This is a genomic window from Paenibacillus sp. FSL H7-0940 (assembly GCF_037979415.1).
Lineage (GTDB): Bacteria > Bacillota > Bacilli > Paenibacillales > Paenibacillaceae > Paenibacillus > Paenibacillus amylolyticus.
In genome coordinates, this window is record NZ_CP150280.1 from 4,696,226 (window position 1) to 4,721,058 (window position 24,833).

General features: G+C 45.0%; 19 protein-coding genes. 4 read left to right on the plus strand and 15 right to left on the minus strand.

What is annotated here, in order from left to right:
* Positions 1-57: 57 nt before the first annotated feature.
* The 8 genes from MHB71_RS20745 to MHB71_RS20780 form a co-directional block, all read right to left on the minus strand.
* The gene (locus MHB71_RS20745; protein WP_340027511.1) at positions 58-1,062 is read right to left on the minus strand and encodes a TauD/TfdA family dioxygenase; all 1,005 of its coding nucleotides are present in this window, start codon (positions 1,060-1,062) and stop codon (positions 58-60) included.
* 11 nt (positions 1,063-1,073) lie between these two features.
* The gene (locus tag MHB71_RS20750) at positions 1,074-5,696 is read right to left on the minus strand and encodes an amino acid adenylation domain-containing protein (RefSeq protein WP_340027512.1); all 4,623 of its coding nucleotides are present in this window, start codon (positions 5,694-5,696) and stop codon (positions 1,074-1,076) included.
* A 341-nt stretch (positions 5,697-6,037) separates the two neighbouring features.
* Positions 6,038-7,030, minus strand: a complete 993-nt coding sequence (locus MHB71_RS20755; protein ID WP_340027513.1) for a phosphotransferase — start codon at positions 7,028-7,030, stop codon at positions 6,038-6,040.
* 404 nt (positions 7,031-7,434) lie between these two features.
* Complete coding sequence (locus tag MHB71_RS20760; protein WP_340027515.1) at positions 7,435-7,983, minus strand: hypothetical protein; 549 nt, start codon at positions 7,981-7,983, stop codon at positions 7,435-7,437.
* Positions 7,984-7,987: 4 nt separating this feature from the next.
* A complete protein-coding gene (locus tag MHB71_RS20765; RefSeq protein WP_340027517.1) occupies positions 7,988-9,571 on the minus strand; it encodes a glycosyltransferase family 39 protein in 1,584 nt (527 codons plus the stop codon).
* 198 nt (positions 9,572-9,769) lie between these two features.
* Positions 9,770-9,979: a helix-turn-helix transcriptional regulator gene (locus tag MHB71_RS20770; protein WP_036605982.1), complete on the minus strand. Its 210-nt coding sequence runs from the start codon at positions 9,977-9,979 to the stop codon at positions 9,770-9,772.
* A 262-nt stretch (positions 9,980-10,241) separates the two neighbouring features.
* Positions 10,242-10,775, minus strand: coding sequence for an isochorismatase family protein (locus MHB71_RS20775; protein ID WP_036605983.1), 534 nt, complete (start codon positions 10,773-10,775; stop codon positions 10,242-10,244).
* A gap of 42 nt (positions 10,776-10,817) precedes the next feature.
* Complete coding sequence (locus MHB71_RS20780) at positions 10,818-11,204, minus strand: DUF1801 domain-containing protein (RefSeq protein WP_036668305.1); 387 nt, start codon at positions 11,202-11,204, stop codon at positions 10,818-10,820.
* 184 nt (positions 11,205-11,388) lie between these two features.
* Between MHB71_RS20780 and MHB71_RS20785 the strand changes: the two genes are divergently transcribed.
* Both MHB71_RS20785 and MHB71_RS20790 read left to right on the plus strand, forming a co-directional pair.
* Positions 11,389-11,709, plus strand: coding sequence for a metalloregulator ArsR/SmtB family transcription factor (locus tag MHB71_RS20785; protein WP_036605985.1), 321 nt, complete (start codon positions 11,389-11,391; stop codon positions 11,707-11,709).
* 99 nt (positions 11,710-11,808) lie between these two features.
* On the plus strand, positions 11,809-12,891 hold the full coding sequence (locus MHB71_RS20790; protein WP_076319975.1) for a saccharopine dehydrogenase: 1,083 nt from the start codon (positions 11,809-11,811) through the stop codon (positions 12,889-12,891).
* A gap of 115 nt (positions 12,892-13,006) precedes the next feature.
* Here MHB71_RS20790 and MHB71_RS20795 read toward each other — a convergent pair whose 3' ends face one another.
* On the minus strand, positions 13,007-13,669 hold the full coding sequence (locus MHB71_RS20795; protein ID WP_076319976.1) for a SprT family zinc-dependent metalloprotease: 663 nt from the start codon (positions 13,667-13,669) through the stop codon (positions 13,007-13,009).
* A gap of 148 nt (positions 13,670-13,817) precedes the next feature.
* On the opposite strand from MHB71_RS20795, the gene MHB71_RS20800 reads away from it, so the two are divergent.
* On the plus strand, positions 13,818-14,573 hold the full coding sequence (locus tag MHB71_RS20800; RefSeq protein WP_340027518.1) for a GNAT family N-acetyltransferase: 756 nt from the start codon (positions 13,818-13,820) through the stop codon (positions 14,571-14,573).
* A 185-nt stretch (positions 14,574-14,758) separates the two neighbouring features.
* On the opposite strand, the gene MHB71_RS20805 is transcribed toward MHB71_RS20800, so the two are convergent.
* The 4 genes from MHB71_RS20805 to MHB71_RS20820 all read right to left on the minus strand — a co-directional run bounded on the left by MHB71_RS20805 (position 14,759) and on the right by MHB71_RS20820 (position 20,090).
* Positions 14,759-17,137 (minus strand): NdvB protein, encoded by a 2,379-nt coding sequence (locus MHB71_RS20805; RefSeq protein WP_340027520.1) that lies wholly within the window; start codon positions 17,135-17,137, stop codon positions 14,759-14,761.
* Between the two features lie 129 nt (positions 17,138-17,266).
* The gene (locus tag MHB71_RS20810) at positions 17,267-17,686 is read right to left on the minus strand and encodes an ester cyclase (protein ID WP_340027522.1); all 420 of its coding nucleotides are present in this window, start codon (positions 17,684-17,686) and stop codon (positions 17,267-17,269) included.
* 249 nt (positions 17,687-17,935) lie between these two features.
* Complete coding sequence (locus tag MHB71_RS20815; protein ID WP_340027523.1) at positions 17,936-18,931, minus strand: hypothetical protein; 996 nt, start codon at positions 18,929-18,931, stop codon at positions 17,936-17,938.
* 256 nt (positions 18,932-19,187) lie between these two features.
* Positions 19,188-20,090, minus strand: coding sequence for an SDR family oxidoreductase (locus MHB71_RS20820; protein WP_036605993.1), 903 nt, complete (start codon positions 20,088-20,090; stop codon positions 19,188-19,190).
* A 211-nt stretch (positions 20,091-20,301) separates the two neighbouring features.
* On the opposite strand from MHB71_RS20820, the gene MHB71_RS20825 reads away from it, so the two are divergent.
* Positions 20,302-21,285 carry a MerR family transcriptional regulator gene (locus MHB71_RS20825; RefSeq protein WP_340027524.1) on the plus strand — a complete coding sequence of 328 codons (984 nt, stop codon included), beginning with the start codon at positions 20,302-20,304 and terminating at the stop codon, positions 21,283-21,285.
* Between the two features lie 26 nt (positions 21,286-21,311).
* On the opposite strand, the gene MHB71_RS20830 is transcribed toward MHB71_RS20825, so the two are convergent.
* On the minus strand, positions 21,312-22,841 hold the full coding sequence (locus MHB71_RS20830) for an acetylhydrolase (protein ID WP_340027525.1): 1,530 nt from the start codon (positions 22,839-22,841) through the stop codon (positions 21,312-21,314).
* A gap of 455 nt (positions 22,842-23,296) precedes the next feature.
* Positions 23,297-24,676 (minus strand): amino acid permease, encoded by a 1,380-nt coding sequence (locus MHB71_RS20835; RefSeq protein ID WP_076253758.1) that lies wholly within the window; start codon positions 24,674-24,676, stop codon positions 23,297-23,299.
* Positions 24,677-24,833: the final 157 nt, after the last annotated feature.

Below are 24,833 nucleotides of genomic sequence, written 5' to 3' on the forward strand. Positions count from 1 at the left end.
CTGCATTTCTAATGTATTTTCAGTTCGAATGTAATTTCCTTCAGGCGCAATTGAGGCTTAACGACACACGGGTTCTCCCATGGCTACGAGTACTTTTCGATCTCCCTGATACGGGTTCCGTGCATGCGCCACCAGCATATTGTCCAGCATAAGAATATCTCCCTCTTGCCATGGAAAGGCGATCGTGGCATCGGCATAAGCCTGACGAATATGTGCAGCCACATCAGCATCAATTGAAGTTCCGTCTCCATAATACGTCTGGTATGGCAAGCCGCTCTCTCCAAATTCTTCGAGCATCAAGTTGCGAACTTCCTCGTTCAAGCTACTGCTATGCCAGAAGGCAATATGATTAAACCACAGGTTCTCATTTGTATCGGGGTGGATCGTAATGGCCGGTCTCACCTGCTTCGTTGTCAATGTTCCATCCTCATTCCATTGGCAAGCCATGTTGTTGTCCAGACAATATTGCTCGACCTCGTCCTTGGACTCCGTGTGGAAAACATACTGCCAGGTCTGTCCGAATCCAGTTCCGTAGTTTCGAACCAACATCCAGCCTTTCTCTGCAAAAACATCCCGAATGTCCGGATCAATGAGGTTATATACTTTCCGTACATCCACAATAGGTGTTTCTCCTCCTTCATCAGCGACAACGATACTGGAGAACCAGATTTTTTTGGGCCATGTCATGACGTAGGACAGTTCATTATGCGGTGCAATGGATTCCTCATTCGGAAATTCCGTTGACGTATACACCTTGCCCTGTACTTGGGTTCTCGGCGTCGCTCCTTCTTTATAACTGAGCGGTTCGGGGCAGCTTACATCGATGAACCCATAAAAACTCTCTGGTGTGGTAGTATCAAAACCTCTGAACAGGACGCCACCATATTTCAAAATTTTCTCTTCAACCATATCCTTATTGTTGAGATACCATTGATTCAGATCCAGACCGGATACATTGGGTTTGATTACCAACGGCAGTTCCTGACCTTCCTCCAGAAACGATTGCTTCACAATTTCTTTCTGGATGACCATCTGCGCACCTTTATCAAATTTCTTCTTCATAGTTATTCCTCCTAAGATTTGATTTTGTTGAATTTCTTTTTGCTCTTACTGCTATTCAGCAACACCATCTTGTACTCGTGGGCCATCACCTCCCAATCATGACGTACAGCTTGAAGACTCCGCGAGGAGTCAGCTGCAATCAGCTCCACTACAGCCATATAATCATGCAGGAATCTCTTCATGGTGGATTTGCCAAACAACTCTGTTTTGTATTCCACCACTGCATTCATTACATGATCAGCCTCGATGAGATTTAATGTCAGATCCCACTTGCTCTTGCCGCTGTGTCCCCACAAAATTTCATTTTGAGCAATACTTAGCCCTTCGATGTTGTACGTATTTTTGACATCAAGTACAAACCACGTCTGGAAGAACGGGGTCAGCCCCGAAGCACGATCCGGGTTCAGCAGTTCAATCAGCTTGCCGAAAGGCATCTCCTGATGATCAAACGCTTCAAATACCGTATTTCTAACCGAAATAATCTGGGCATCTATGGACTGCTCGGGGTCCATGGTCGTCTTCAAAGCAAGACTGTTGGAGAAATATCCGATCAATCTCTGCACTTCGGCACGATTACGGTTTGCTACAGGTGTTCCCACGACGATCTCGGTTTCACCCGAGTAAAAGTACAGCAACATTTTGTAGGCGGTGAGCATGGTAATGTACAGACTGGCATTGTTTTTCATACCGGCCTTTTTGATCATTTCAATGGTTTGGATCGGAATTTCTGAGAGCAGAATATCTCCGGTATCCCCATTATTCAGCGAAGGCTCCCGGTCATACGGCAATACTTTCACCGATCGGTTAACGGTACTTCCCAACTGGTTGCGCCAATAATTCAGAACTGTCGGAAATTCGGCAGTCATCCATTTATTCTTTTGCCAATGTGAATAGTCGGAATATTGGATACTCAAATTCTCAGTTGCTGCATTTTCTCCCCTCAGATAAGCATTATAGTATGACCCCAGTTCAGCCATCAGAATATCCTGAGACCAGCCATCGAAGATAATGTGATGAAAATTAAAATAGGCAAAATATTGATGTGCATGGATCCGATACAATCCAAAATAATACATCGGCCCGGTTTCCAGGTTGAACTGGTGTTTGGATTCTTCTTCAATTACACGCTTCAGACTGGCTTGGGAATTATCCCTCAGCGTATGCTGGACCTCAATGCCAAAAGGCTCGTAAGGCCTGATTCGCTGCACGGGTGTATTGTTTTCTACAACAAAATACGTTCTCAATACATCATGCCGCTGCACAATTTGATTCAATGCATAGATGTATGCCTCTTCCGAGAATGCGCCTTCAAAAAGGACATGTCCGGGAATATTATATTTGGTGCTCTTCCCCTCGAACTGTTCAACCAGCCACAGGGATTCCTGGTTGAATGACATTACACCTTTGAGCGCCGGATCAACTCGGGGAATATCTGTTGACAGGAAGATCGGCTTGTCCATTATTCCGTTCAATACTTCCATTTTGGATCTCTTTATTGTGTTTTGTTCCATGCTCATCATGCCTTCCTTTTCTTCCATGACCTGATCCAGATATGAACTTAAGGATTGGATTGTAGGGAAATTAAACATATCGTTAATCGAAAAATCAAAACCTATCTCGGAAAGCCTTGTGTAGATCTGAATCAACTTAAGGGAATCACCACCCCGTTCGTAGAAGTGATCCGTCACACCCACCTCTTCCAGACCAAGAATCTCAGACCAGATGGTAGATATCGTCTGTTCCATGACAGTATTCGGTGCCACATACACATTTTCTTCATCCGATTGTGGCTTCTCTATCGATAACGCCAAGTAATCAATCTTGCCATTAATGGTAAGTGGAATCGAAGACACCTTGATCAGATGTGTGGGAACCATATACTCCGGCAACAGAGATACCAGATTATCCCGTATCATCCTCCGGGTCACATGTGCATCGCTGACGTAATGAGCACATAACTGACGGGATTGCTGATCCGTCTTGACGCTTACAGCAACATCTCGGATTCCTTTGATCTTCAAGAAAGCTGCCTTGACCTCACCCAGTTCAATTCGATACCCGCGAATCTTCACTTGGTCATCCATTCTTCCGAGGTATTCCATCTGACCATCTTCCCTTAACCGGCATAGATCACCTGTCCGGTACAATCTCTCGCCTGGATGATCCGGGTGTTCGACGTATTTTCTGCCCGTCAATTCGGGTTGGTTCAGATAGCCTCTGGTCACTCCGTCTCCCCCAACCAATAATTCACCCTGAACACCGACAGGAACGTATTGCAGTGATTGATCAAGCACATATATGGATGTGTTCTGAATGGGCTTTCCGATAGGCACATACTCCGTTTGGTCAACATGAGGATTGTAAGTATAGATCATACAGCCCACCACTGTCTCTGTCGGTCCATATTCATTGAAAATGGTAACCTCATGTTTGCTTTGCCGGGTAATATTCGCAGCCAATGAAGCACTCAGATTATCGCCGCCCACAATAAATGTCCGGACATTGGATCTGTCCATAATGTTCATATCCTGAATCAATTGCAGATGAGCCGGCGTCAGCTTGACCAGATCCACTCGCGGATCTAGGACAACATCAGTAATCAATGCCTTGTTATGAGACGAGTTGTAGATAATCATCGTGTTGCCCGTAATTAACGGTGTGAAGATGGAGGTAATAGTCAGATCAAACGCGATGGATGAATACAGTGAAAAAGTCGTTTTCCTGTCAGTAACATAGGTCTGACTCGCCCACCATATATAGTTCGTCAATCCCTTATGCTCCACCAATACACCCTTCGGTGCTCCAGTTGATCCTGATGTGTAGATGACATAAGCCAGATCCTTCATATCTATGGTCAAGTTCAGATTATCTGTTGGTATATATCCATCATTTTCTTCAATCAAGTCAATGACTTCTAGACCGTCCGGCAAATGAACAAGCTTGTTAACCAGGACGAACCTTACCTGAGAGTCTTTCAAAATATGATGAATTCGCTCATCGGGATACTCGGGATCAATCGGAATGTAAGCACATCCGGCTTTTATAACAGCCAGAATCGCGATAACCATCTCCATACTGTGGGTTGCAATAATGCCTACCAGTTCTCGTTGCTTGATTCCTCTGCTGATCAATGTCGTAGCCAAGCCGTTAGCTCTGGCATTCAATTGTTCGTAGTTCATCTCCTTATCCCCCAGGATAAGTGCTGTATGTTGAGGGGTAGCAGCTGCCTGTTCTTCAAACAACTGGATGACCGTTTTGTCGCTAGGATAAGACGCCCTGGTATCATTAAACTCGGTTAGCATCGATTGTTTATCGGCTTCGCTTACAATACTGACCTGTTCAATTCTTTGTTCAGAATGCTCCAGAATGGCTTCCGTAACCGTAAGAAACTGATCGAGCAGAATGTCCATGAACGATTCACTGAACAACTGGGTCCGATAATCCATCTGAAATATGATACGATCCGCATTGATTTTTTCAATAATATTGATAAGCAGATCATTCGTCTCATGTCCGTTAAACTTGTTGTCCATATAGACATCATGTCCTTGCATCTTGTCAAAGCGTTCTGGACGATAGACCAGTGATATGCCGAACAGTCTGTTCAGTTCCGGTAAGGAGAGCGACTCTCTCAGATCACGGATCAGCTGATTATACGGATATTTCTGATGACGCAATATTTCTTTTTGTTCATTGGAGATGCATTGCAGCAAGGTTAACACGGTTTCAGAGGGTTCTACCCCGATCCTGACAGGTATGGTTGTGACAAACATGCCAATCATGTCTTTATCTGTTTTACTAGTTCGGTTCGCGTAGTTGGTTCCAACGACCAAATCGGTTTGGTGAGTGAGTTTATTTAGCAGAATAGCTAGAGTTGAGAGAAAAAAGGTAAATACGCTGACATTCTTCTGACGACAGAAATCTTTCAAACGTACATACATGGAGTGATCCATATTCATCGTTTTTCTTCTGGCTGCGGTGTGAGTTAGAAGGGGATTGTGCGCTTTCAGTTCCATAAATTCGGGAATCGTATGAAACTTCTCTCTCCAAAAGGCCTGATCTTTCACATAGCGTTTGGAAGCGAGATATTGTTGTTCACTATTTATATAGTATTCATAATCGTGAATCGTAGATTCAATCCTGCTTGCATTACCATCTTTCAGTTCGGCATGATAGGTTGCCGTAATCTCATTCGTCAACTGGAATAATCCCAGGCCATCACAGATGATATGGTGAACCTGAATGATGTATCCGTATTGTCCATGACCCTCATACGTATAAAACTGACATAGATCTTCACTGTGTACATGAATCGGATGGTTACCCACATACTCAGTCCATGTCACACCCGTCAAGGCTGGATCTTCATGAATATGCTTGAGTGATCTGTACTCATAAGGTTGGATGTATTGTTTATTCTCACCTTGATCCAGTATAATCCGAGTTCGAAGCAGTTCGTTATTCTTCAAAACCCTGTTAATCGACCGCTCTAACAAGGTGAAATCGATCGGTTCCGGTATGCTCATCTTGGATGTAATCATCCATACATCTGATTTCGGATATAACATTTCCATGTACCATATTCTTTGTTGATGCTCTGTTAAAGGATGCAGATCAACACATACATTTCCCATCTAATTCTCCTTTATATATAATTTATCCTAAAATAAGTTAATTACAACTTATCATCCCTCCCAAATTTAATCAATAACTATTTTATTTGTTTTTTTAACATTTTTTCATATAATCCGACATTAAAATACCATTTTCAGCGTAGAAAGAATGAAAGTCCCATCCAACCTTTCTACAAGATTTCCACTTCCGTTTCATTATTCGGTAATGTTCGAACAAAAGAAAAGCCCCGTGATCGATACAGAGGATCTGCATCTGACCGCGGGACCAATTTACGTGAATGATTCTTCCAAACTTCAGTGCTCATGGATCTTGACTAGCCTAGGGTGAATTGGAACCAATCTTAGCTGTCGACTGCCTTTCCGAATTGCTCTGCTTGTTCCGTCATCCTTCTGCTTAACCTCGCTCTTAGTCCGCTCATCCACTCCGGCTCATGTGACCACTGCTCTGCAACAGATCGAAGCATACGCACATAACCGTACAAGTTGGCAAAACGGCGACAAGCGGGGAACATACTCTCCAGATCATAAAGTTCTCCTGTCTCGGACCAGTATCCGTTCAGGAACAATTGTTTCTTCTGCTCCCATTGTTCAGGCTCGATCTCCTCACGTAAACTATCCAGACTCTGTTCCACGTCCATCGCGTACCAGTGACACATCGAGTCATCAAAATCAATGGCATAACAAGACTGGCTACCTTCATCATAGAAAACATTATCCAATTCAAAATCGTAGTGGATGAGTCCGAAATTTTGCTGGGTTATCGGCCAAGTCGCAAAATATGTTCGGAGAAACTCCACCTCGTTCAGAGCAGCCGTTTCACCAGAAAAACCCTTCAGGATCTCCTGCATCCAATCCAAAACATCCGTATAGGTCCAGCGTTTCTCCTTTTGCTCAGGCATGAATGTACGTGATAGATGATGCAGCTCACCCAACGCCTGACCATAGCTGTACAGGATGGGGTCATTCAAATCAATGCTTCCTAACTGCGATCCAGGTACTCGCTTGAATACGGAAGCATAGTACGTTCCCCATGGAGTATGAGCTTCTACAAGTTCTGTTCCTGAATGAGAAGGTACAGCCTCCATGGCTCCATACTGATTCGTTCGAAGATAACGGAGGAACTCCAATTCCGCGCTAAGGTTGACTTGATTTTTTTCCTCTACCGGAGCAAATCGAAGTAATCTCACTTCCCCCTGATCTCTGAACGGATACACGGCATTGGAGGATATGCGATAATACTGAAACATATCCAGCGACTCAAGATCATAGTTCCAATTCTTTAAAATCATCTCGGCAAGATCATTATGTTGAAATAAATATTTTAATTTTAACATGGGCAGTTCTCCTTTTTGATCGTTTTATGTGCATTGCTTGTAACCACCGAATGCCTATTTTTGCGCGCAAAAAGCCGCAGGCTATGCCTGCGGCTTTTAAAAATTCTGAGTGTATGAGAAATTTGCACAAGCAAATAAACCTCGCATACGCCAGAAAAATTGAGCAGTTATATCCCTATAGATCGGCAGATCTCAGATCGACTGGGAAGCTGGATGTGTCCACACTGTATCTGAATGATCTGCCGGAATTATTCAGTTTATGCTTACCTTCATTGTAGTAATAGAACATACCATCTTAGACCGTCGTTTCATGACGCTCACTCCCTTCAAAAAACCAGTTGTTACCATAATAGCCGATAAGCCAAATGTAAGCAATTACAAAATGACGATAATCCCATCATTTTTTACTGGACAACCATCACCTTTTCCACCGTCTCGGTGTTGTCCTTATACCACACCATCACGATGTTTTCTTTTTGGAGATCAGACACTTGAATGGACGAATTCGCACGTGGGCTGGAATTGCCCGAACCCGGCGTCCCCATGCCTTCAGTGATAACAACATCATCACCTATATTCAACTTCATTTCCATTCCGGTATCCTTCCACTCCATGCTTGGGGATGAGTTGTCCTGCACCTCAAGTAACGCCAGCGTAACTGTGTTTCCATTCACGGAGATGACTCTACCAGTAATGTTGGCATTCATCATCCCCTGCGTCATGCCAGGACTGCCTGATCGATCATTCATGCCCGCGGTGCCTCTTCCACCTCTCGGTGTTCCTCCATTCATTCCCAGGCCACCACCATTCGGCATACCGCCACCGTTCATGCCTTGCGCAGAACTGGTCTTGGTAATATTCTGAGCGGTTATCACATCGCAAGCCGTTAGCATAACCCAACATCCCAGCAGTAGGAGTAGCGTAACCGATGTAAAATATTTATTTTTTCGCATATGATCACCTTTTTCTCAGGGAATATCTCTCCAAGGTACCTTTACGATGGAATATGAAGTCATACGTATCTTTGAAACCCATATAGGACAGCACAACCAACAACGGATATACAGGGTAGATGTATCTGGACTTAATCTCCCACAGAATATAAAATCCGATGAATCCGAGAATGACCAGGATTAAGGAGACTTCATCATACCGTTTACGACGAATTCCACCAACCAACCGGATGGAAATAAAACAGTACATCAAGAAATTCATCACATATACAATCCAGAGCAAACCTGTCCGATAAACCGAATCCCCTTGTAACAGTTCTGTTATCGCATTGGTGTAACTGTAGGAGCTTGCGATTCCGCCTCCCCTTCCTCTTCCGGCACCCATGGAACTTTCATTGCCGATTCCGTAGCGGTCCATCTGGTACGTTCCTTCGGTCCAGGTCCATATAATCTTTTTGTAATACATCTGCACCAAGTCACTTGCACTTGCTTCAGACAGCTTGTTGCCGATCTCTTGTTTGAACAATGCTGCGCTCTCAGCCTTATTGTAGTTGGCCTGCCTCTGATAGATCTGATAACTCTCCATATTGTCCCAGAAGCCAAAACGCTCCAGATTAATGCCCATATTCAGCCACATATAGACCGGTGCAGCATTCTCTCCGACAGATTCGCTCACAACACCGGAGGATTGAAGAACCGCATTCTGAGTCCAGGTTGGTACATTAAACAACATAGCCAGCACACCGATGGAAATGACAACTTTCTTCATTCCGATGCTCCACATATTCAGCAGGATAGTTATGATGGCAGCGATTAGCACGATCACGCCAATGCTTCGGAAGTAATTGCCCATTGCGAGAAAAACGGCGGCAATGACGATTGTTTTCCAAGACTTTTCACGTACAAAACGAATAACAAAGTATATACAAGATGTCAGAAATGCTGTGGCAATCACATCGTTATAGATCAGGTTGTTCAGGAACAAGGACGGTAGGTACGTGGCTGCAAAGATCAACACACCGTAATCACGCTCCGTAGATCTGTCATTCACTTGTTTGTAGATAAGATAAATCATGAACGTTGTTAACGTTGAAAACAAAATATTAAATAGTTTGATGACCAGATAGTTGTCCGGGAACAGGTACAGCAATGTCTTCAGGTACAACACGATCGAGTAGTTAAACGGGAACATCTGCAGATAACCACCCGGTTCAAACGACGAGTAGTCTTGGTCATACAGCATGTTCATGGCGAGTGAGAGAACGGTCTGTGAATCATCGGTGGGTACTCTCGGAAATACAAAAATGATGATGATCTGAATGGCCAAAGAACTTAGCAGCACAATCGGAATGACAACCTTCGGACTGTATTTGTTCAGCTTCAGACATAGAGCATATAACCCGACACCTGAACCAAGAAGCAAAAGAATGACCGGGAGAAAAATACTCCACTGCTGCATGCCCAAAATGGGATTGTCCCCATACAAGGCGTAGTTGTACTGTGCCCGAACCAACAAGGACGAAGCAATAAACACCGCAACAAACACGAGCAAAATGAGATAAAACGACTTATGCAGCACCTTAGACATGCGAAAACTCCTTTTCGATTACAGGATTCCGTGAGTATTATAATGGCTCTGGCTGAAAAATCGCTGAAAGGGAGTAACGCTTGCGATCGGTGCGGATCAGTATGTGTATACAAACAGAAAAAGACCGTCCCTTCGATAAGGTAACGGTCTATATGTCCAATTTTTTAAAAGTATAGGGCCTTAGCTAATTGTTGAAGATCACTTCTCGTCCTTAATAAACTCAATGATATCCTGGATGTCACAATCCAAAGCCTCACATATTCGATTCAGCGTATCGAACTTCACACCATCGGTTTCTTCATTATATAATTTGGCAATCCCATTTCTATGTAATCCGGTTAGTCGGGATAAATCAGCAATATTAATTCTTTTCTCACCCATAATACGAGATAAATGAACCTTGATCATACGAATTCTCCTCCAAACTAAAATGCACACTGTCATGTTGACAAGGAATGCCTTATTCTGTCCAATACACACAAATAGACCGCCCCCGTAGCAAAGGAATGCGGTCTATTTCATCGTGCCCTTATGTTACCGAAGCCCACCGCCCTTAAAAGCGGCTATTGCTCGGAGGAGTCGTGTTACCAGCACGGCTCTCTTTGCATTTTACGTCTAATCTGCTCTTATTATACCATACTCAAATCTCAGGCGTCACATGTAAACCACGCTAGATACGATACATTTCTTTATACTCATCCACATATAAAACTTCAATACAATTCGACCAATTCAAAATCGAACCGACAAAATCCTGAATGTCCAGACCCGGCATCTCATACGTCTCCGCTGTGTTCACCGAACCTGTTGCGTCCTCAATCAAGGTTACCTTAAACCCTTCGTGTTCCGCAGTGATTGCCGTAAACAGACAACAATATTCCATGTTGAATCCAACAATAAATACATGTTCTACCTGATGCTCATGTAGCCAAGTTCTTAGCTCCGGATTGCTGAAGGCACTTGGTTTGCTTTTCTCCATAACAGGATACTGACCGGTACCCATTATAATTTCCAGGTTCTCAACATTTTTATAGAACAGTGAAGAACCCTCCTGATCGTAATCTACATGTTTCATGTATATGATTGGCTCATGTTGCTGTTCAAAATCAGCGATAACCGCTTCAATCTTGCCCAACTGAACTGTGAAATCCTTCAATGACTTGATCCCATACTGCACATCCAACACGATTAGTGCTTTGTTCATCTGTACTTCCCCTTCAGTAGACTAACAGGTTTTTACCATTTACTACTTCTTCTGCTTCTTCTCCCGAGCTTTTTCCACATTTTCTTTCACTCGATACTCCACAATCCGGCGAATGAGATCCTCGGGCAATGGCTGATCCAGCGGAAACTGGACAGATCCCTTTCCCCCTTTATATTTGGAGAGTTCCTCCTGGAAAGCTTGAATTCCCCTGGGAGCAGGGTAAAACCCAATATGATGCTGGTAAGCGGCAAAATGAACCAAATTCCCATGCTGTGCATACGTAGGCATCTTATAACTGATCTTCTCTTCGGCGTTCGGAGCCGCTTCACGAATAATCTGTCTTATTGCCTGTAATCTCACCTGTACATCGGGTGCAAACTCCGAGATATATTCATCTACCAGCACCGAATAATGGTTACTCTCAGCCATCTTGGACTCCTTCCACCACGGATACATCAATGGATTCGTGGTACGGGCATATTTGCTTATATTGTACTTCAAATGGACAAGCGGAACAGCTATTTTCCTGCAACTTGGAATGTTAAATTTGATTTTTAAGTGAACTAAGCTTTATAATACGTTTAAACAATTAAACATTATAACGGAGTGAGCCATGAACGAATCGATGGGTAACCAAAAAGTTATTGATATTTTCGAGAATCTAAGTCCTTATCTTCAAGGTTTGGGAGATCCCGTTCGCCAGCGAATCATATCGCTGCTCATTGATCAAGAGAGCATGAACGTATCGCAGATTGCAGAGCATGTCCCCATGTCACGCCCTACGGTCTCTCATCACTTGAAAATATTGCGTCAATCCGGGCTGTTATCGGTTCAGAAAAAAGGTACGGAGATGTATTACAAGCTGGAGTTCAACGATGCGATCGAATTAATCAAACAGCTCGTTCATCTCGTGGAAGTGGAATGTCAGAGCTAGCGCATACCGCGCTGGTGTACTGCATTCCTTTTCTTCACTCTTATATGTTCAATAGTTTAAACATATAAGTACATAAACATATCAACGGAGGTTTATCGAATGAATAGAAAAAGAGTTCTCATCGCTGGAGGTTATGGTGCTGTAGGTGCACAGCTTGCCCGCATTTTGCATGACAGGCATCCTGATCTGGAATTGGTATTGGGAGGTCGTTCTGTGGGTAAAGCAGCACCTTTTCCATCCAATCGTGTCCAAACGGTTGTTGTTGATACCAATGCAAACGATCCACTGATTCACGCAGGAGAGAATATATCGTTAATCATTAATGCAGTGAACGATCTGGATGATCGGCTACTGGTATCGGCAGTGCGGAGAAAAATTCCCCTCATCGATATAACACGCTGGACTGAGGTGTTCAATCAAGCGATCCGTACAGTAGAGCAGGAAGAGCTTCATGCTCCGGTAGTGCTGTCCTCTGGATGGATGGCAGGAACGGCGTCACTCTTTGCCATGATACTTTCTAACTCTCTGCAACATGTCGAATTAAACATTCATGCCCTATGGTCGCTGCGGGATAAGGCCGGGCCTGATTCGGCAGCCTTCATGGACCGGATGAGTATTCCTTTTCAGATAACCGAAGCCAATACACATCGACTCGTCTATCCCATGACAGATCCGATCAAAGTTCATTTCCCGAACGGGTATACGACTCCATGTTACAGATTGGATACACCCGATCACGTCACATTACCTCATACCAGTCATATTGATTCAACCAGCTTCCGCATTGCATTCGATAGTAAAGTATCTACCTATGCACTCACGGGACTGGTTAAAACTGGAGTATGGAAGATGATCAGTGGTGAACGTTTCCAGCCATTCCGGCGGAAATTGCTCTATAATCCGGGAACTGGGAGTGCACATCATCTGGTCATTCAATTGAAAGGGCTGGATGCGAAAGGTAATCAGGTTGAACGAACGATGACGGTCTCTGACCCACTCGGTCAGACCCACATGACTGCACTCGGCGCTGCGGTGCAAGCCGAGAAGATACTGATGATGCCAATGGACAAACCTATGGCTCCAGGCATCTATTATCCTGAGCATCTGTTTGATGATCGAATGAACATGGATGCGGTTACTCATTTTTTCACACAATACGGCGTTCAAGTAACCCACTCCTGATCCAGACATAACAAAAAATCCGCGAAGTCGCTCACTGCAAACAGTGGGACCATCGCGGATTTTACGAATTATAATGGAGGGATCTATCGTATCAAGTACAAACTTGGGTCTGGAATTATAGTGTCATAGCCCGACCATTTCGCATCAGGTAATCTTCTTTTGTTTTGTAATCCGGCATGATGCTACCGATCCGCCGCCAGAAGGAGCGATCATGATTCATGTGGTGAATATGGCAAAGTTCATGAATGATGACATAATCCATCACTTCCAGTGGCGCCATCGCCAGACGATAATTGAACGTAAGTTTTTTGTCCCAGCTGCAACTGCCCCACTTGGTGGGAGAATCTACGATCTCTACTGACTTCGGCTTCACCTTCAACTCCTGCTGATAACGTCCGATGCGCTCCCCAATCATGCGTTTACACTCGGCAAAATAAAACTTCTTCAGATTCGCTCGCAGCTCTTCTTCTGTCAGCCCCTCTACAGGGATTAAGTCATGCAGTGCATGCTCCTTGCCAAAAAGCAGAAACTTCCCCTTGCCCTCATCTTCGTATTCCTTAGCTTGAGGACCTTCAAGCGCCCGCTGCATCAGAGCGGATTTCTTCAAAATCACATCCCCGTGCTGCTCTACAAGTTGCCGGATCATGTCTTCACTGGTACCATTGGGTGCTTTGATTGTTACCATATAAGGCAAGTCCATCGTGATGGACACTTTCTTCCGTTTGCCGTATTGGATATGACAGTTAATGCTATGGCCTTGCATCTCAATCGTTAACATAATGCGCTCCGCTTCTGAAATTATTCATTCAATCAAATTGTATCCCATCTCCGACCATAATGCATACTGTTCGACGATATATATGTTTTTATTGTATTTTTATACACAATTATGTATTATTATTTAATCATAAAATCGGAGGTTGGATATGACGCATACCATAGATTCAGAACACAAAACCATTGAAGAACTATCGCTTAATCACTGGCAACCCTTGTCTACCTTATTATATGACGGATGGGTACTGCGTTTTGCCAAAGGATATACCAAACGTGCCAACTCCGTTCAACCTATCCATTACTCCACTCTGGATGTGCATAAAAAGATTGAAGAATGTGAGCGCATCTATGCTTCCAATCAGTTAAGTACCATATTTAAAATCACACCGTTTATTCAGCCGGATCATCTCGACCAACTTTTGCAAGACAAAGGGTATACTGTTGTGGATCTGACTCGTATCCAGATCAGGAGCCTGGAAGAGATCAAAGAGCCTGCACACCAGGCTGTACAGATCGACGAACAGTTGACCACAGCGTGGCTGGATCATTTTTGCAGGTTAAATCAGGTGAATGATCTGCAATGGGAAACGACGGAACTTATGTTGAACAATATCCGCACACAGGTAGGTTTCATCTCGCTGTTGATCGATGAGCAAGTCGTCGCTTGTGGGTTTGGTGTCATCGAACGTGGCTATATCGGGTTGTATGATATCATTACAGACGCTAACTTTCGAAATCGGGGACTTGCTGAACAGATGATCTTGCATCTATTGCATTGGGCAAAAAAACAAGGTGCTACCTCCAGTTACCTGCAAGTGGTTGCGAATAATGCACCTGCCTTGAAACTTTACGCCAAGCTGGGTTATTCAGAGATTTATAGCTATTGGTACAGAGTCAAAGAATAGAGTGTTTGCTAATCAAGCTTAGCTTGTGGATTCTTTCATCATATTCAGTCTGACAAACAGATTAATTCAAAACAACATCTTGAAAGCAAAAACTGCCCTCCTTCTATAAAGGAAAGGCAGTTTTTAATTTGTCTTCGTAATTTTCCAAACTCTTCACATCGTTCAGCATTACTCCTTGCGCTTTTCTACAAAGGCAGCTTCACCAGCACCTCATATTTCACGTCGGCCTGTATATTCTTGATGATGTCGCCTGCAATTCGTTGACCGTCAACATGTACCTCAATTGTCCGGACAGTTGCATCCTTCTTCATGTTTACATTCAGCTCAGCCCCGCGGAACAACCGCGTAACTGATGCCTCGTTCCAATCTTCTGGTAACTGCGGCCGCACTTGAAGTCCTTGTGCATGACCTTGCAGTCCAAACAATCCGTCGATCAGGCAACGATACACCCACGGCACCGTGCCGGTGTTGAACAGATGACTGGAGCGCCCAGCTGTACGTGGGAATTGACGATAGGCTCCGCGATAATAATTCGGGATAAATACGGGTAGCTGACCCCGCTGAAGAATATCCTCGGCATCGGGGCCAGGAATCATTTTACGCAACAGACGATACGCCTTCTCCTTCTCGCCCACCAGGTACAACGCGTAAATATAGAACGCCGCCGCGTGATTGTACACGGCACCATTCTCCGCACTTCCCGGATGTTTCTGCGTAACTCGACCTACATCTTCCCGCATCGCTGTGAAAGACGGCGCGAGTTTCTCGACACCATATGGCGTCTCCAATTGCTCCTCTACGGCACGGATTAACTTCTCCTGTTTCTCCTGATCCGCAGCACCGCTCATAAGTGCCCAGCTCTGAGGATTGATATAGATGCGTCCTTCCACGTCTTTGCTTACGCCAAACACTACGTTATCATCCGTAATTCCGCGGGCATACCAGTCCCCATCCCACAGATACTCATTGGCTACCGCATTGGTCTGGTTGGCTTCCTGACGGAATTCCGCTGCGACCTCGGCATGCCCTGCCTGTTCACCAATATCTGCCCACACATTGAACGCATATGCCGTCGCAATGGTCAGCCAGCCGGATACGCCTTTGCCTTTGTATCCCACCATGTTCATCGGATCACACCAGTCACCCTGATTGATATAGTTCAACCCACGCGCATCACGCTCATGGATCAACCAGCGCATCGCAAGATTCATATGTTCCAGTACGGAAACCTTTTGTTCACTGTCTGTAAAAGCAACCTGTTCCTCCAAAATGCTATAGTCATTCGTTTCATCTAGATAGGTCTTCATACAGACCGGAAGCCAGATGCAGTGATCGGTATGAGGAACCTGGTTAATATATTTCAGTTCTGCGTCCGGGTGCAAAATAATGCCGTCTGGCATCGCGCCGCTTATATGCTGCTGAGAGAGAGCGGTCAAGAACGCAGCCCGCGCAATCTGCGGCTGAATATAACTCATACCCATGTTGTCCTGCAAATAATTCCGCGTCTGCGGATCGGTTGTCAGACGATTGGTTTTGCCATGATAGTACATCTGGCGAGGCAACCAATGATTCACGACATTATCTAGCCAGCTGTCCGGTGTCTCAATCTGGATGTTCCCTTGCCCTTCCGCAATATAACCAGCATACTCCTGCTCGGCTGCGGTGAAACCATCCTGTCCTTCCTCATTCTGCTTCACAAAATAATGCTGACGAATGCCCTCAATCTCTGTCTCATCATGAGCCGGACCAAAGATGAATCGATACGCCTGCTCCGCTCCTGCTTCCAGTTCGACTCTATATTGCAATACAGCTACAGGTGTCTCGTACCGTGCATCTCCACCAGCCAGTGTCTCCGACTGCAGGGCCGAAGGATTATGTAGTCCACCTTCGCCTTCAAAAGTCTCATGATTTACTTCCCAGCCAGTCGGTTGGTGATCTGCAAGCAGATAGGTTTTGTCGCTGTAATTTTTGATTTTGCTATAATCCTGATATTTCTGATACGGCGTAATCGCCGAGCAGACAATGCCCTGCAAATCTTCCACATATGAACCGGATTGGTTCATCCAGGACATATAACCGACCGTATAATACGGGTAGATACTCAGCTTGCGTTTTCTCGAAGACAGATTGGTTACCTTCACACGCCATAGCTCCATGACATCTTCCTTCGGCAGACGCAGGGACATCTCGATGCAAATGTCGTCCTGAATCACTTTCCAATGAATATCGTGTTTACCGACAGCGAACGTATAGCTATCCGCCTGCTTGCGAACGGGTTCATACGGGGCGGAGAAAATTTCGCCACTTATTTCATCTTTAATGTAGACAAACCGTCCCGGATGGTGGGCATAGTATGGCTGCTCCGGTTGCATAAACGTCTTGGCTTCCAGGTTGGGCGCATACGAGTATTTAGCAGGTTCGGGCTGCATGAATTGGGCCACCGCGTACCCCCGGCAATTCACATGAATCATCATCTTTTCATTCCAAAGGAATCCGGATGCCTTCGGTAAACTTGTCGGGCTTGTTAGTTCAACATATTGATTATCTTCCGTTGCTTTAATCATCACTGAACCTCACTTTCAGATTATGGAGTCAAAAGACAGAAAACGTTTTAGGCAACTTGTATACAACTTTGTTCATTATAACACGGGAACGCTTACAAAGAACTGAAAACTAAAAAAGAGCTGAGAAACTCAGCTCCGATTACGTTCCAATTGTTTCTCGATGCCCAACCTGTCGATCTGTATCCAATACTCTGCAATTTGTTCGTTTTCCACTCGGTATACTGCACTCGCAATTTCAATCACCGGGAGGTTGGTTGGACTGTATCCGTCCACTTCGCCAACATGGGTACCGGTTTGTCTCCAGCGCACATAGACTTTATCGCCTTGCGTCAGCAACTCCTGAATTTCGAGTGAAAATTCCCCGTAAGCTTCGATCATTTCTCGCACATGATCTGCATAATCGGAAGGGGTTCGGGTCACTGTGACCTCTTCTTCAGATATCACTTGATGAGCCAGCACTTGTTCCGCCATCACTCTGCTTGCATAATCGGGATTCCGCCCTGATCGGACCTCTTCAAAAAAGGTTCTGACAATCTGTTCTGCTGTCATCTGAGCCCCTCCTCAAATTATTCTGATATATATATGTAGTAACTCTTGTATTTTAACATGGTCCCCCCGCTACGGAATTACAACTGTTCTATTGTTCTACAGGACTTATCCCCTCCCCTCTCACCTGTGCCACGCTAGGCAGTTATGCCATTCTGGACCCAAAACCAGAGCAGAAGTAACTTAGTTACACAGCAATCCCCTTTGCTTTTTCACAAGCAAAGGGGATTTTTTGTCTATTATTAGATGATTTCAAGCCATTGATTTAACCTGTTGTAATCTGGTAATAAAAGAAGAAATAAATGCTTTCTCTTTCATGAGATTCTCTTGTAATCTCTCACTTATTTTACTGAGTGTACTTGTATCACGCGTTATATTGTATTTCAGAACTATATTTCTCAATTTAAAGTAGTCCTGTTTCAGAACAGTGCTTAACTCCATAAAAGTTGCATCTGGCTCAATGATTAATTTCTCCATTAAATAAGATAAACGTAACTCCATTAGTAGCTTATGTTCATATAAAAGATGAAAGACTCGTGAATCCAATGCTTCTCCAACTAGGGCTGCCTGCTCAATATCGGTAAAGATGCGTTGAATGGCTTGCATTCCAAAATCGTATTTCTGATCTCTCACTAAGTCATATGTCTCGCTTGAGTTAAGATAGTTTTCCATCGCCGTTATAATCTGCTCCACATGAATTGCATAATTGATATTCTGGATAGGCTTGAGAAATCTCACTTCTGTCCAAAAACTGTACTCATTAGACATGGTCCAGTAGCCTTTCTCAAGTTCATCCAGACTACATACGCTTTGTATGAATTTACCATCATCAAGATTATCAGCAATGTATATCAAATTTTGATCCAGGTCATACCCATACACTAATAATTCATGCATGAGATGTTCTTTTTGAAAATAGTCTGTACACGCAATATAGTATCTATCTGCATAAATATATAGATAATATCCCATATCTATCGCTTCCGTAATCACTTGCTTAAGTGATGTTCCCCATTTGCTAATCACAATTTCTTGTGGGAGGTTGTAAAAGGAAATTCCCGGACAGGTACTTAGCAGAAACTGATGAGAATCAAACGAAAAAATTCCCCATCCATGTGCATACCTGATTTGTATAAAGTTATTGAAAATCCATGGCCATAAATCTTCGTGCATAACGGATGTTAATGTCCCATATGATGTATACGTGCTTATGACAGGGTCACCTAGTTTAAGTACATTCTTGGCCATTACAGAATTCCTCCTTCGATTCCTAGGCATAGTGTATTGATCTGAACAGATTCATTGTATAAGCAACGCACTCTCAGAGCTGGGAGCGAAGATGATGTTCTTGAATATATTACCATGTACCTTTCCTGTTTTATATAAGAACGCTTTCATATATAAAAATATTTTATTTCTCTCATCTTAATGACAAAAAAGAGGATACCGCCCCCAATATGGAGACCGTATCCTCTGATACCCTGATCGGATTACCTGAAACTATTTACGGACTAACCGTACCGCCATTTGCATTCAGTGTCTCACCGCTCACATAGCTGGATTCCTGGCTTGCCAGGAACACAAATGCCGGAGCCATCTCAGCAGGTTGTCCTGCCCGACCAAGCGGTGTATTGGAGCCAAAATCGGCCAGCTTATCGACTGGTTGTCCACCCACGACCTGGAGCGGTGTCCATACCGGTCCTGGTGCAACAACGTTGACACGTATCCCTTTGCTACCCACCTGTTGGGCCAGCGCTTTGCTGAACGTGTTAATGGATGCCTTCGTTGTTGCATAATCCAGCAGGATTGGCGAAGGTTTGTACGCCTGAATCGATGATGTGTTGATAATGGAGCTGCCCGGCTTCATGTGTTTCACAGCTGCTTTGCAGAGCCAGAACATGGAATAGACATTTGTTTTGAACGTTGCATCGAACTGCTCGGTGGTCAGATCCGCAATCTGCTCAACAAACTGCTGTTTGCCTGCCACGTTAGCAAGGATATCAATCCCGCCAAGCTCTTTTACCGCAGATTCAATGAGTTCTTCACAGTATTTCTCATCCTTCAGGTCACCTGGCATCGTAATTGCTTTGCGACCGGCTTCCTCAATCAGCTTCACAACTTCCTGCGCATCTGCTTCCTCTTCCGGCAGATAGGCCAGAACAACATCTGCACCTTCACGGGCAAACGCAATCGCTGCCGCCCGACCAATTCCGCTGTCGGCCCCTGTCACAACTGCTTTGCGTCCTGTTAAACGTCCGCTGCCTTTATAACTTTTCTCACCCGCATCGGGAACAGGTGTCATCTCACGCTGAAGCCCCGGCTCATCCTGCTGCTGTTTCCACTCCGGTGTAGCCTTCGGATATTGTGTCGTTGGATCTTGCATGGTGTGCTGGTCTTGATTGGCCATGTTCAATTTCCTCCTTGGTTATTTACACGATACCCATCGTATAAACGTATTTTTTTATTTGTTGTGAATTTAATTTGCGTAAAAGTTGCACTCTTTCCTTTGTAACCGAGATGGGTGAAATTTAAACTAAGCTAATCGGATTCCCTAACGACTGTCTAGCATTGAATCTCCCCTAACTGGAGATTGTATAATAGAACATGAGGTGATCTCGTTGAATGCAAATAAAGAGCCCTATTCTATCGGTGAAGCAGCCAAACTGATCGGCTCCACGGTGAAAACGATCCGTTATTACGATGAGATTGAACTGTTACAACCCTCCAGTCATACGGAAGGCGGGCATCGACTCTATACAACGCAAGACCTGTGGCAACTCGAACTCATTACAACGCTTCGTTATCTGAATTTCAGCATACCGGATATTCGAAAGCTCATGTCGGGTGAACTGGCGGTAGCACAGGCGTTGGATCTACAGATTGAAGCGTTGGAAACCCAGATCGGCACGATGAATTCCATGCTCTCCATTTTGCAGCAAGCGAAGCAGCATGAAGAAGACACTTCACTGCATTCGGAACAGTCTCTCACGTATATCTCCAGTCTGGTAGAATCCCTGACGGCCAATGCGAGCAGGCGAAAACAATTCGTTGCTGCCAAGGTGGATGAATCCCATCTGCTGGATAGCATTCCGCAGGACTGGAGAGTCTCGTTTCTGCACTTTTTCGATAAATACATGATGAAAGATACCAAACTGACGGCTCAGCAAACACTGGCTTGGAAGGAAATTCAGGAACTGATCAATGATCCGGCCTATTGGGCTGATCTGGCTCGGCTGGAGGTTCCATTCTTCATTATGGCGAATCAGCCACAAGTCGAAGCGGACGTCTGGGTGAAAAAAATGGAGGCTATTCGCATTCGCACTACCGAAGCGCTGGACAAGCGTTGGGCAATCGATAGCCCTGCTGTGCAAAGCATGGTGTGGGACTTTGTGTTGATGTATGCAAGTGTCGAGCATGCCGAAACACCTGAAGTATTTTTTAGTAAACAGGCCCGATATATGCTGGACTCTGTGACGGATCGCATTCTGCGTTTTAACAAGCTATGCAAGGTAATGAATCCCGAATGGAGCCAGATTGTAGATGGCATTAACCTGTTACAGGAGGGCATGCGGTTACGATTAAAACAAATGGAAGAAGACTGAACTTCAGTCTCCTTCCATTTATACGTTTAGCCTTTTTTCAACAAATAGGATTCATGTTCTCCCACTTCCTTGTCCATATGGAGCGTTTGCCCTTTCAAGTAGTGGTTGAAGAAATCAATCGTTGTATCGTTGACCAACTGTTGTGTCCCCCGCGCACCTACACCCTGTGTCCATTCGAGCAGTGGAGAGATCAGGTAGAGGTCGGAGAAACTCAGATGTTTGGTGTTGGTCAGCTCCATCCAGAAGTTCCCTCCTGCGGTTACCGGCTCATAGCGCTCGTACACTTCCTCGTAATATTTCTCGGCTTCCGGACGGGTCGTGCCCATCGCAGCAATTTCCTCGTCACTCATCACACTTGTGCCTGCAACGGTTGAGTCTGCACTCATCATCAGGAACGGCTTGCCCACGCCTTCCGCAGGGATACGTTTCTCGCCAAACAATACACCGTCCATATTCATGCCTGCTTTCACACGTGGATCATCCATTAACATCTGTACTGTCGTTGCTCCGCCAAATGAATGCCCAAACATGCCGATATTGTCCAGATCCATACGTCCGGTAAAGCGTCCGCTCGGATCTTCCGCACCCAACTTCTCTACCTCATCCAGTACAAACTGTGCATCCTTCACCCATGTCTCATTCAACTTGTCCATGTAACTGAATTGTAGCTGTTCAAAACCTTCTTTTCCTTCCGATTCAAACTGCGCCACACGTCCATCCGGGAATACGGACACCAGACTGCTATACGTGTGATTAATGCCCACAACGATGTATCCTTGACTCACCAGCTGCTCGACCTGGAACGTATTCTGATTTTCATACCCATGCAGACCATGAGAGAAAAGAACAACCGGATACTTGGCTTTGGCATCAGATAACTGAGCTTCCTGAATCGCATGTGTTTTGACCTGACTCAGACTGGAAAATAAAAGCTTTGGCAGTTTCAGTACTTCATTGAAGGCTGTCCCGTAGATCTCCGGCTTATTAACATAAGGAGCTGTTGCGCCCTGTACATCTGGATTCGTTGGGTACCAGATCTGTACCATCAGCTCCCGTTGATCACCGACAGAACTCGTCAGCAACTCCTCACGGCTGTTATCTGTCCAGTCGTAGGATACTGTTCCGATTCCATAAGGACCTGCTGGCTTGGCAAACGAAAACACCGGGAACAGCAGCGGCAAGCCAATGCTCACAATAGCGTATACCAACACCAGAAGAGACGTTGCGATGATTCGAACACGTCCGAATTTCCTCGTCACAGTCGATGTCGAAGCAGATGCCCCGGTACGTTTACTGTTCAGCGAGGTTACACCAGACTGTTGCTGGCGTCTTGCCTGTGTAACTAACACAACCAGTGGAACCAACGTGAGCAGATACGCCGGAATCATCGGCCAACGAAGTCCTTCGACCACACCATGGACGATCAGCAGCACACCTGATATGGCGAATCCACCCCATACCATTTTCCGAAAATGTTGACTCTGTTTCCCAATCCCGATTACCCCCACTAATATAAGCAGGTTGAAAATAAGATAAATCCATTCTACTGTCCTCATATACTTAAAGCCTCCCATCCTGCCACGGATTACATCGGAATGATATTATTGCGCAGCAGCTATTATATAAATTGAACTAAACATTTACACGAGAACGTAGAGGACAGAAATAACCTGAAGAAGCGGATGCTAAAAGCTTTCTGAAAGAAAGCTACTTCGGAAGCATACACCCCGCCTTTATCCCCAGATTTTCACCTTTGTAAAATTGAATCAAAAAATCAGGGGATAACAGCGATCAGAAGGTTGTTCTGTCATCGAAGTGGCAAGTGTAAATAGGCTTTAGTGCAATCTTTATAACTCCAATCTTAAAACCTCCAGTTACAGGAGATTCAAGCATGATTTTTCCGAATAAAAAATGCACTCCCTGAATGACGCTGAATCACCCGCAGGTTCTCCAGTCGTTTCAAGGAATGCATGTATGATATTACGATATAAATTGATTTTTGAATATTGGACTAGCGATCTTCGCCGCCATCTATCCGTTGTCTTTTGCCGATGCCAAATGCGAAATATCCTGCCACCACGATTGCCATGAACGTAGCTCCAACAACCAGAGGTAAGCGCGTATCCGGGTTAAACGCCATACCGATAATGACGAGAATCAGATACACGATGATAATGTAATTGCTGATCGGGAACCATTTGGACTTGAAGTTATGATCCGCCATCTCGTTGCCCCAACGCTTTCGGAATCGGAACTGGCTGAACGCCAGCGCAAACCATGGAACCATACCCGGAAGAACACTTGCACTGTAGATGTACAGGAACAGCTTGGAGTCCGGCATCAGGTAGTTCAGCACAACCCCAATCAGCAGCAAGGAGATTGTAATGACGATACTGTTGCGGGGAACCCCGCCTTTGGACAGCTTTTTGAAAAAGGCAGGTGCCTGCCCATTCTCCGCCAGCGTGTACAGCATACGTCCCGCACTGTAGATCCCGCTGTTACATCCCGACATGGCCGCCGTGAGCACCACAAAGTTAATGATCCCCGCTGCAGCAACAATACCAACTTTGGCAAAGGTGAGCACAAACGGGCTGCCCGTCTCGCCCACTTCGTTCCAAGGGTACAGGGTTACGATAACAAATATGGCGCCAACGTAGAAAATAAGAATACGCCACACGATATTTTTGATCGCTTTACGCAAGGTGTATTTCGGATTCTCCGCTTCGCCTGCTGTAATACCGACCATCTCCACCCCTTGATACGCAGCCGTTACGATACACAGCGCGAAGAGGAAACCTTTGATGCCCCCAGGGAAGAAGCCACCATGGCTGAACAGATTCGACAGACCAATGGCCTGACCCCCATTCCCCCAGCCGAAGAAAATGAGTCCTGTTCCGATCACGATCATCGCCACAATAGCCGTCACTTTGATCATCGCAAACCAGAATTCAAATTCTCCATAGAACTTCACAGCCGCCAGATTTGCCGCCGCAATGATGAGCACCCCAGCAAGTGCAGGCAGCCACTGTGGAATATCCGGGAACCAATACCCGACATAGATACCAATCGCCGTAACTTCCGCCATACCAACCGTAACCCATAGGAACCAGTAGCTCCAGGCGGTCAGGAATCCGGCAAGCGGACTAATATATTTGTGAGCAAATGTAGCAAACGAACCCGTGACCGGCTCCTGAATCAACATTTCACCCATAATGCGCATGACAAAAAAGATAACGATACCAGCCAATAAATAAGCCAGCAGCACGGATGGACCTGCCCATTTGATCGTACTTGCCGATCCCATGAACAAACCAACGCCGATTGTACCTCCGAGTGCAATCAGCTCTACATGGCGGGGCTTTAGCCCTCTAGATAGTTGCTTTGATTCCAAACGATTCTCCCCTTTTCTTGTGTACTGCTTCCTGATGTAATCTTTAATTTTCACATTCACATTAACGCAATGCAGAATTACTTCACCAAATTGTACGAGATGTGCCGCAGAAATACAACAAGGAATGTGAGGAAACGGATTCACTACACATATAGGT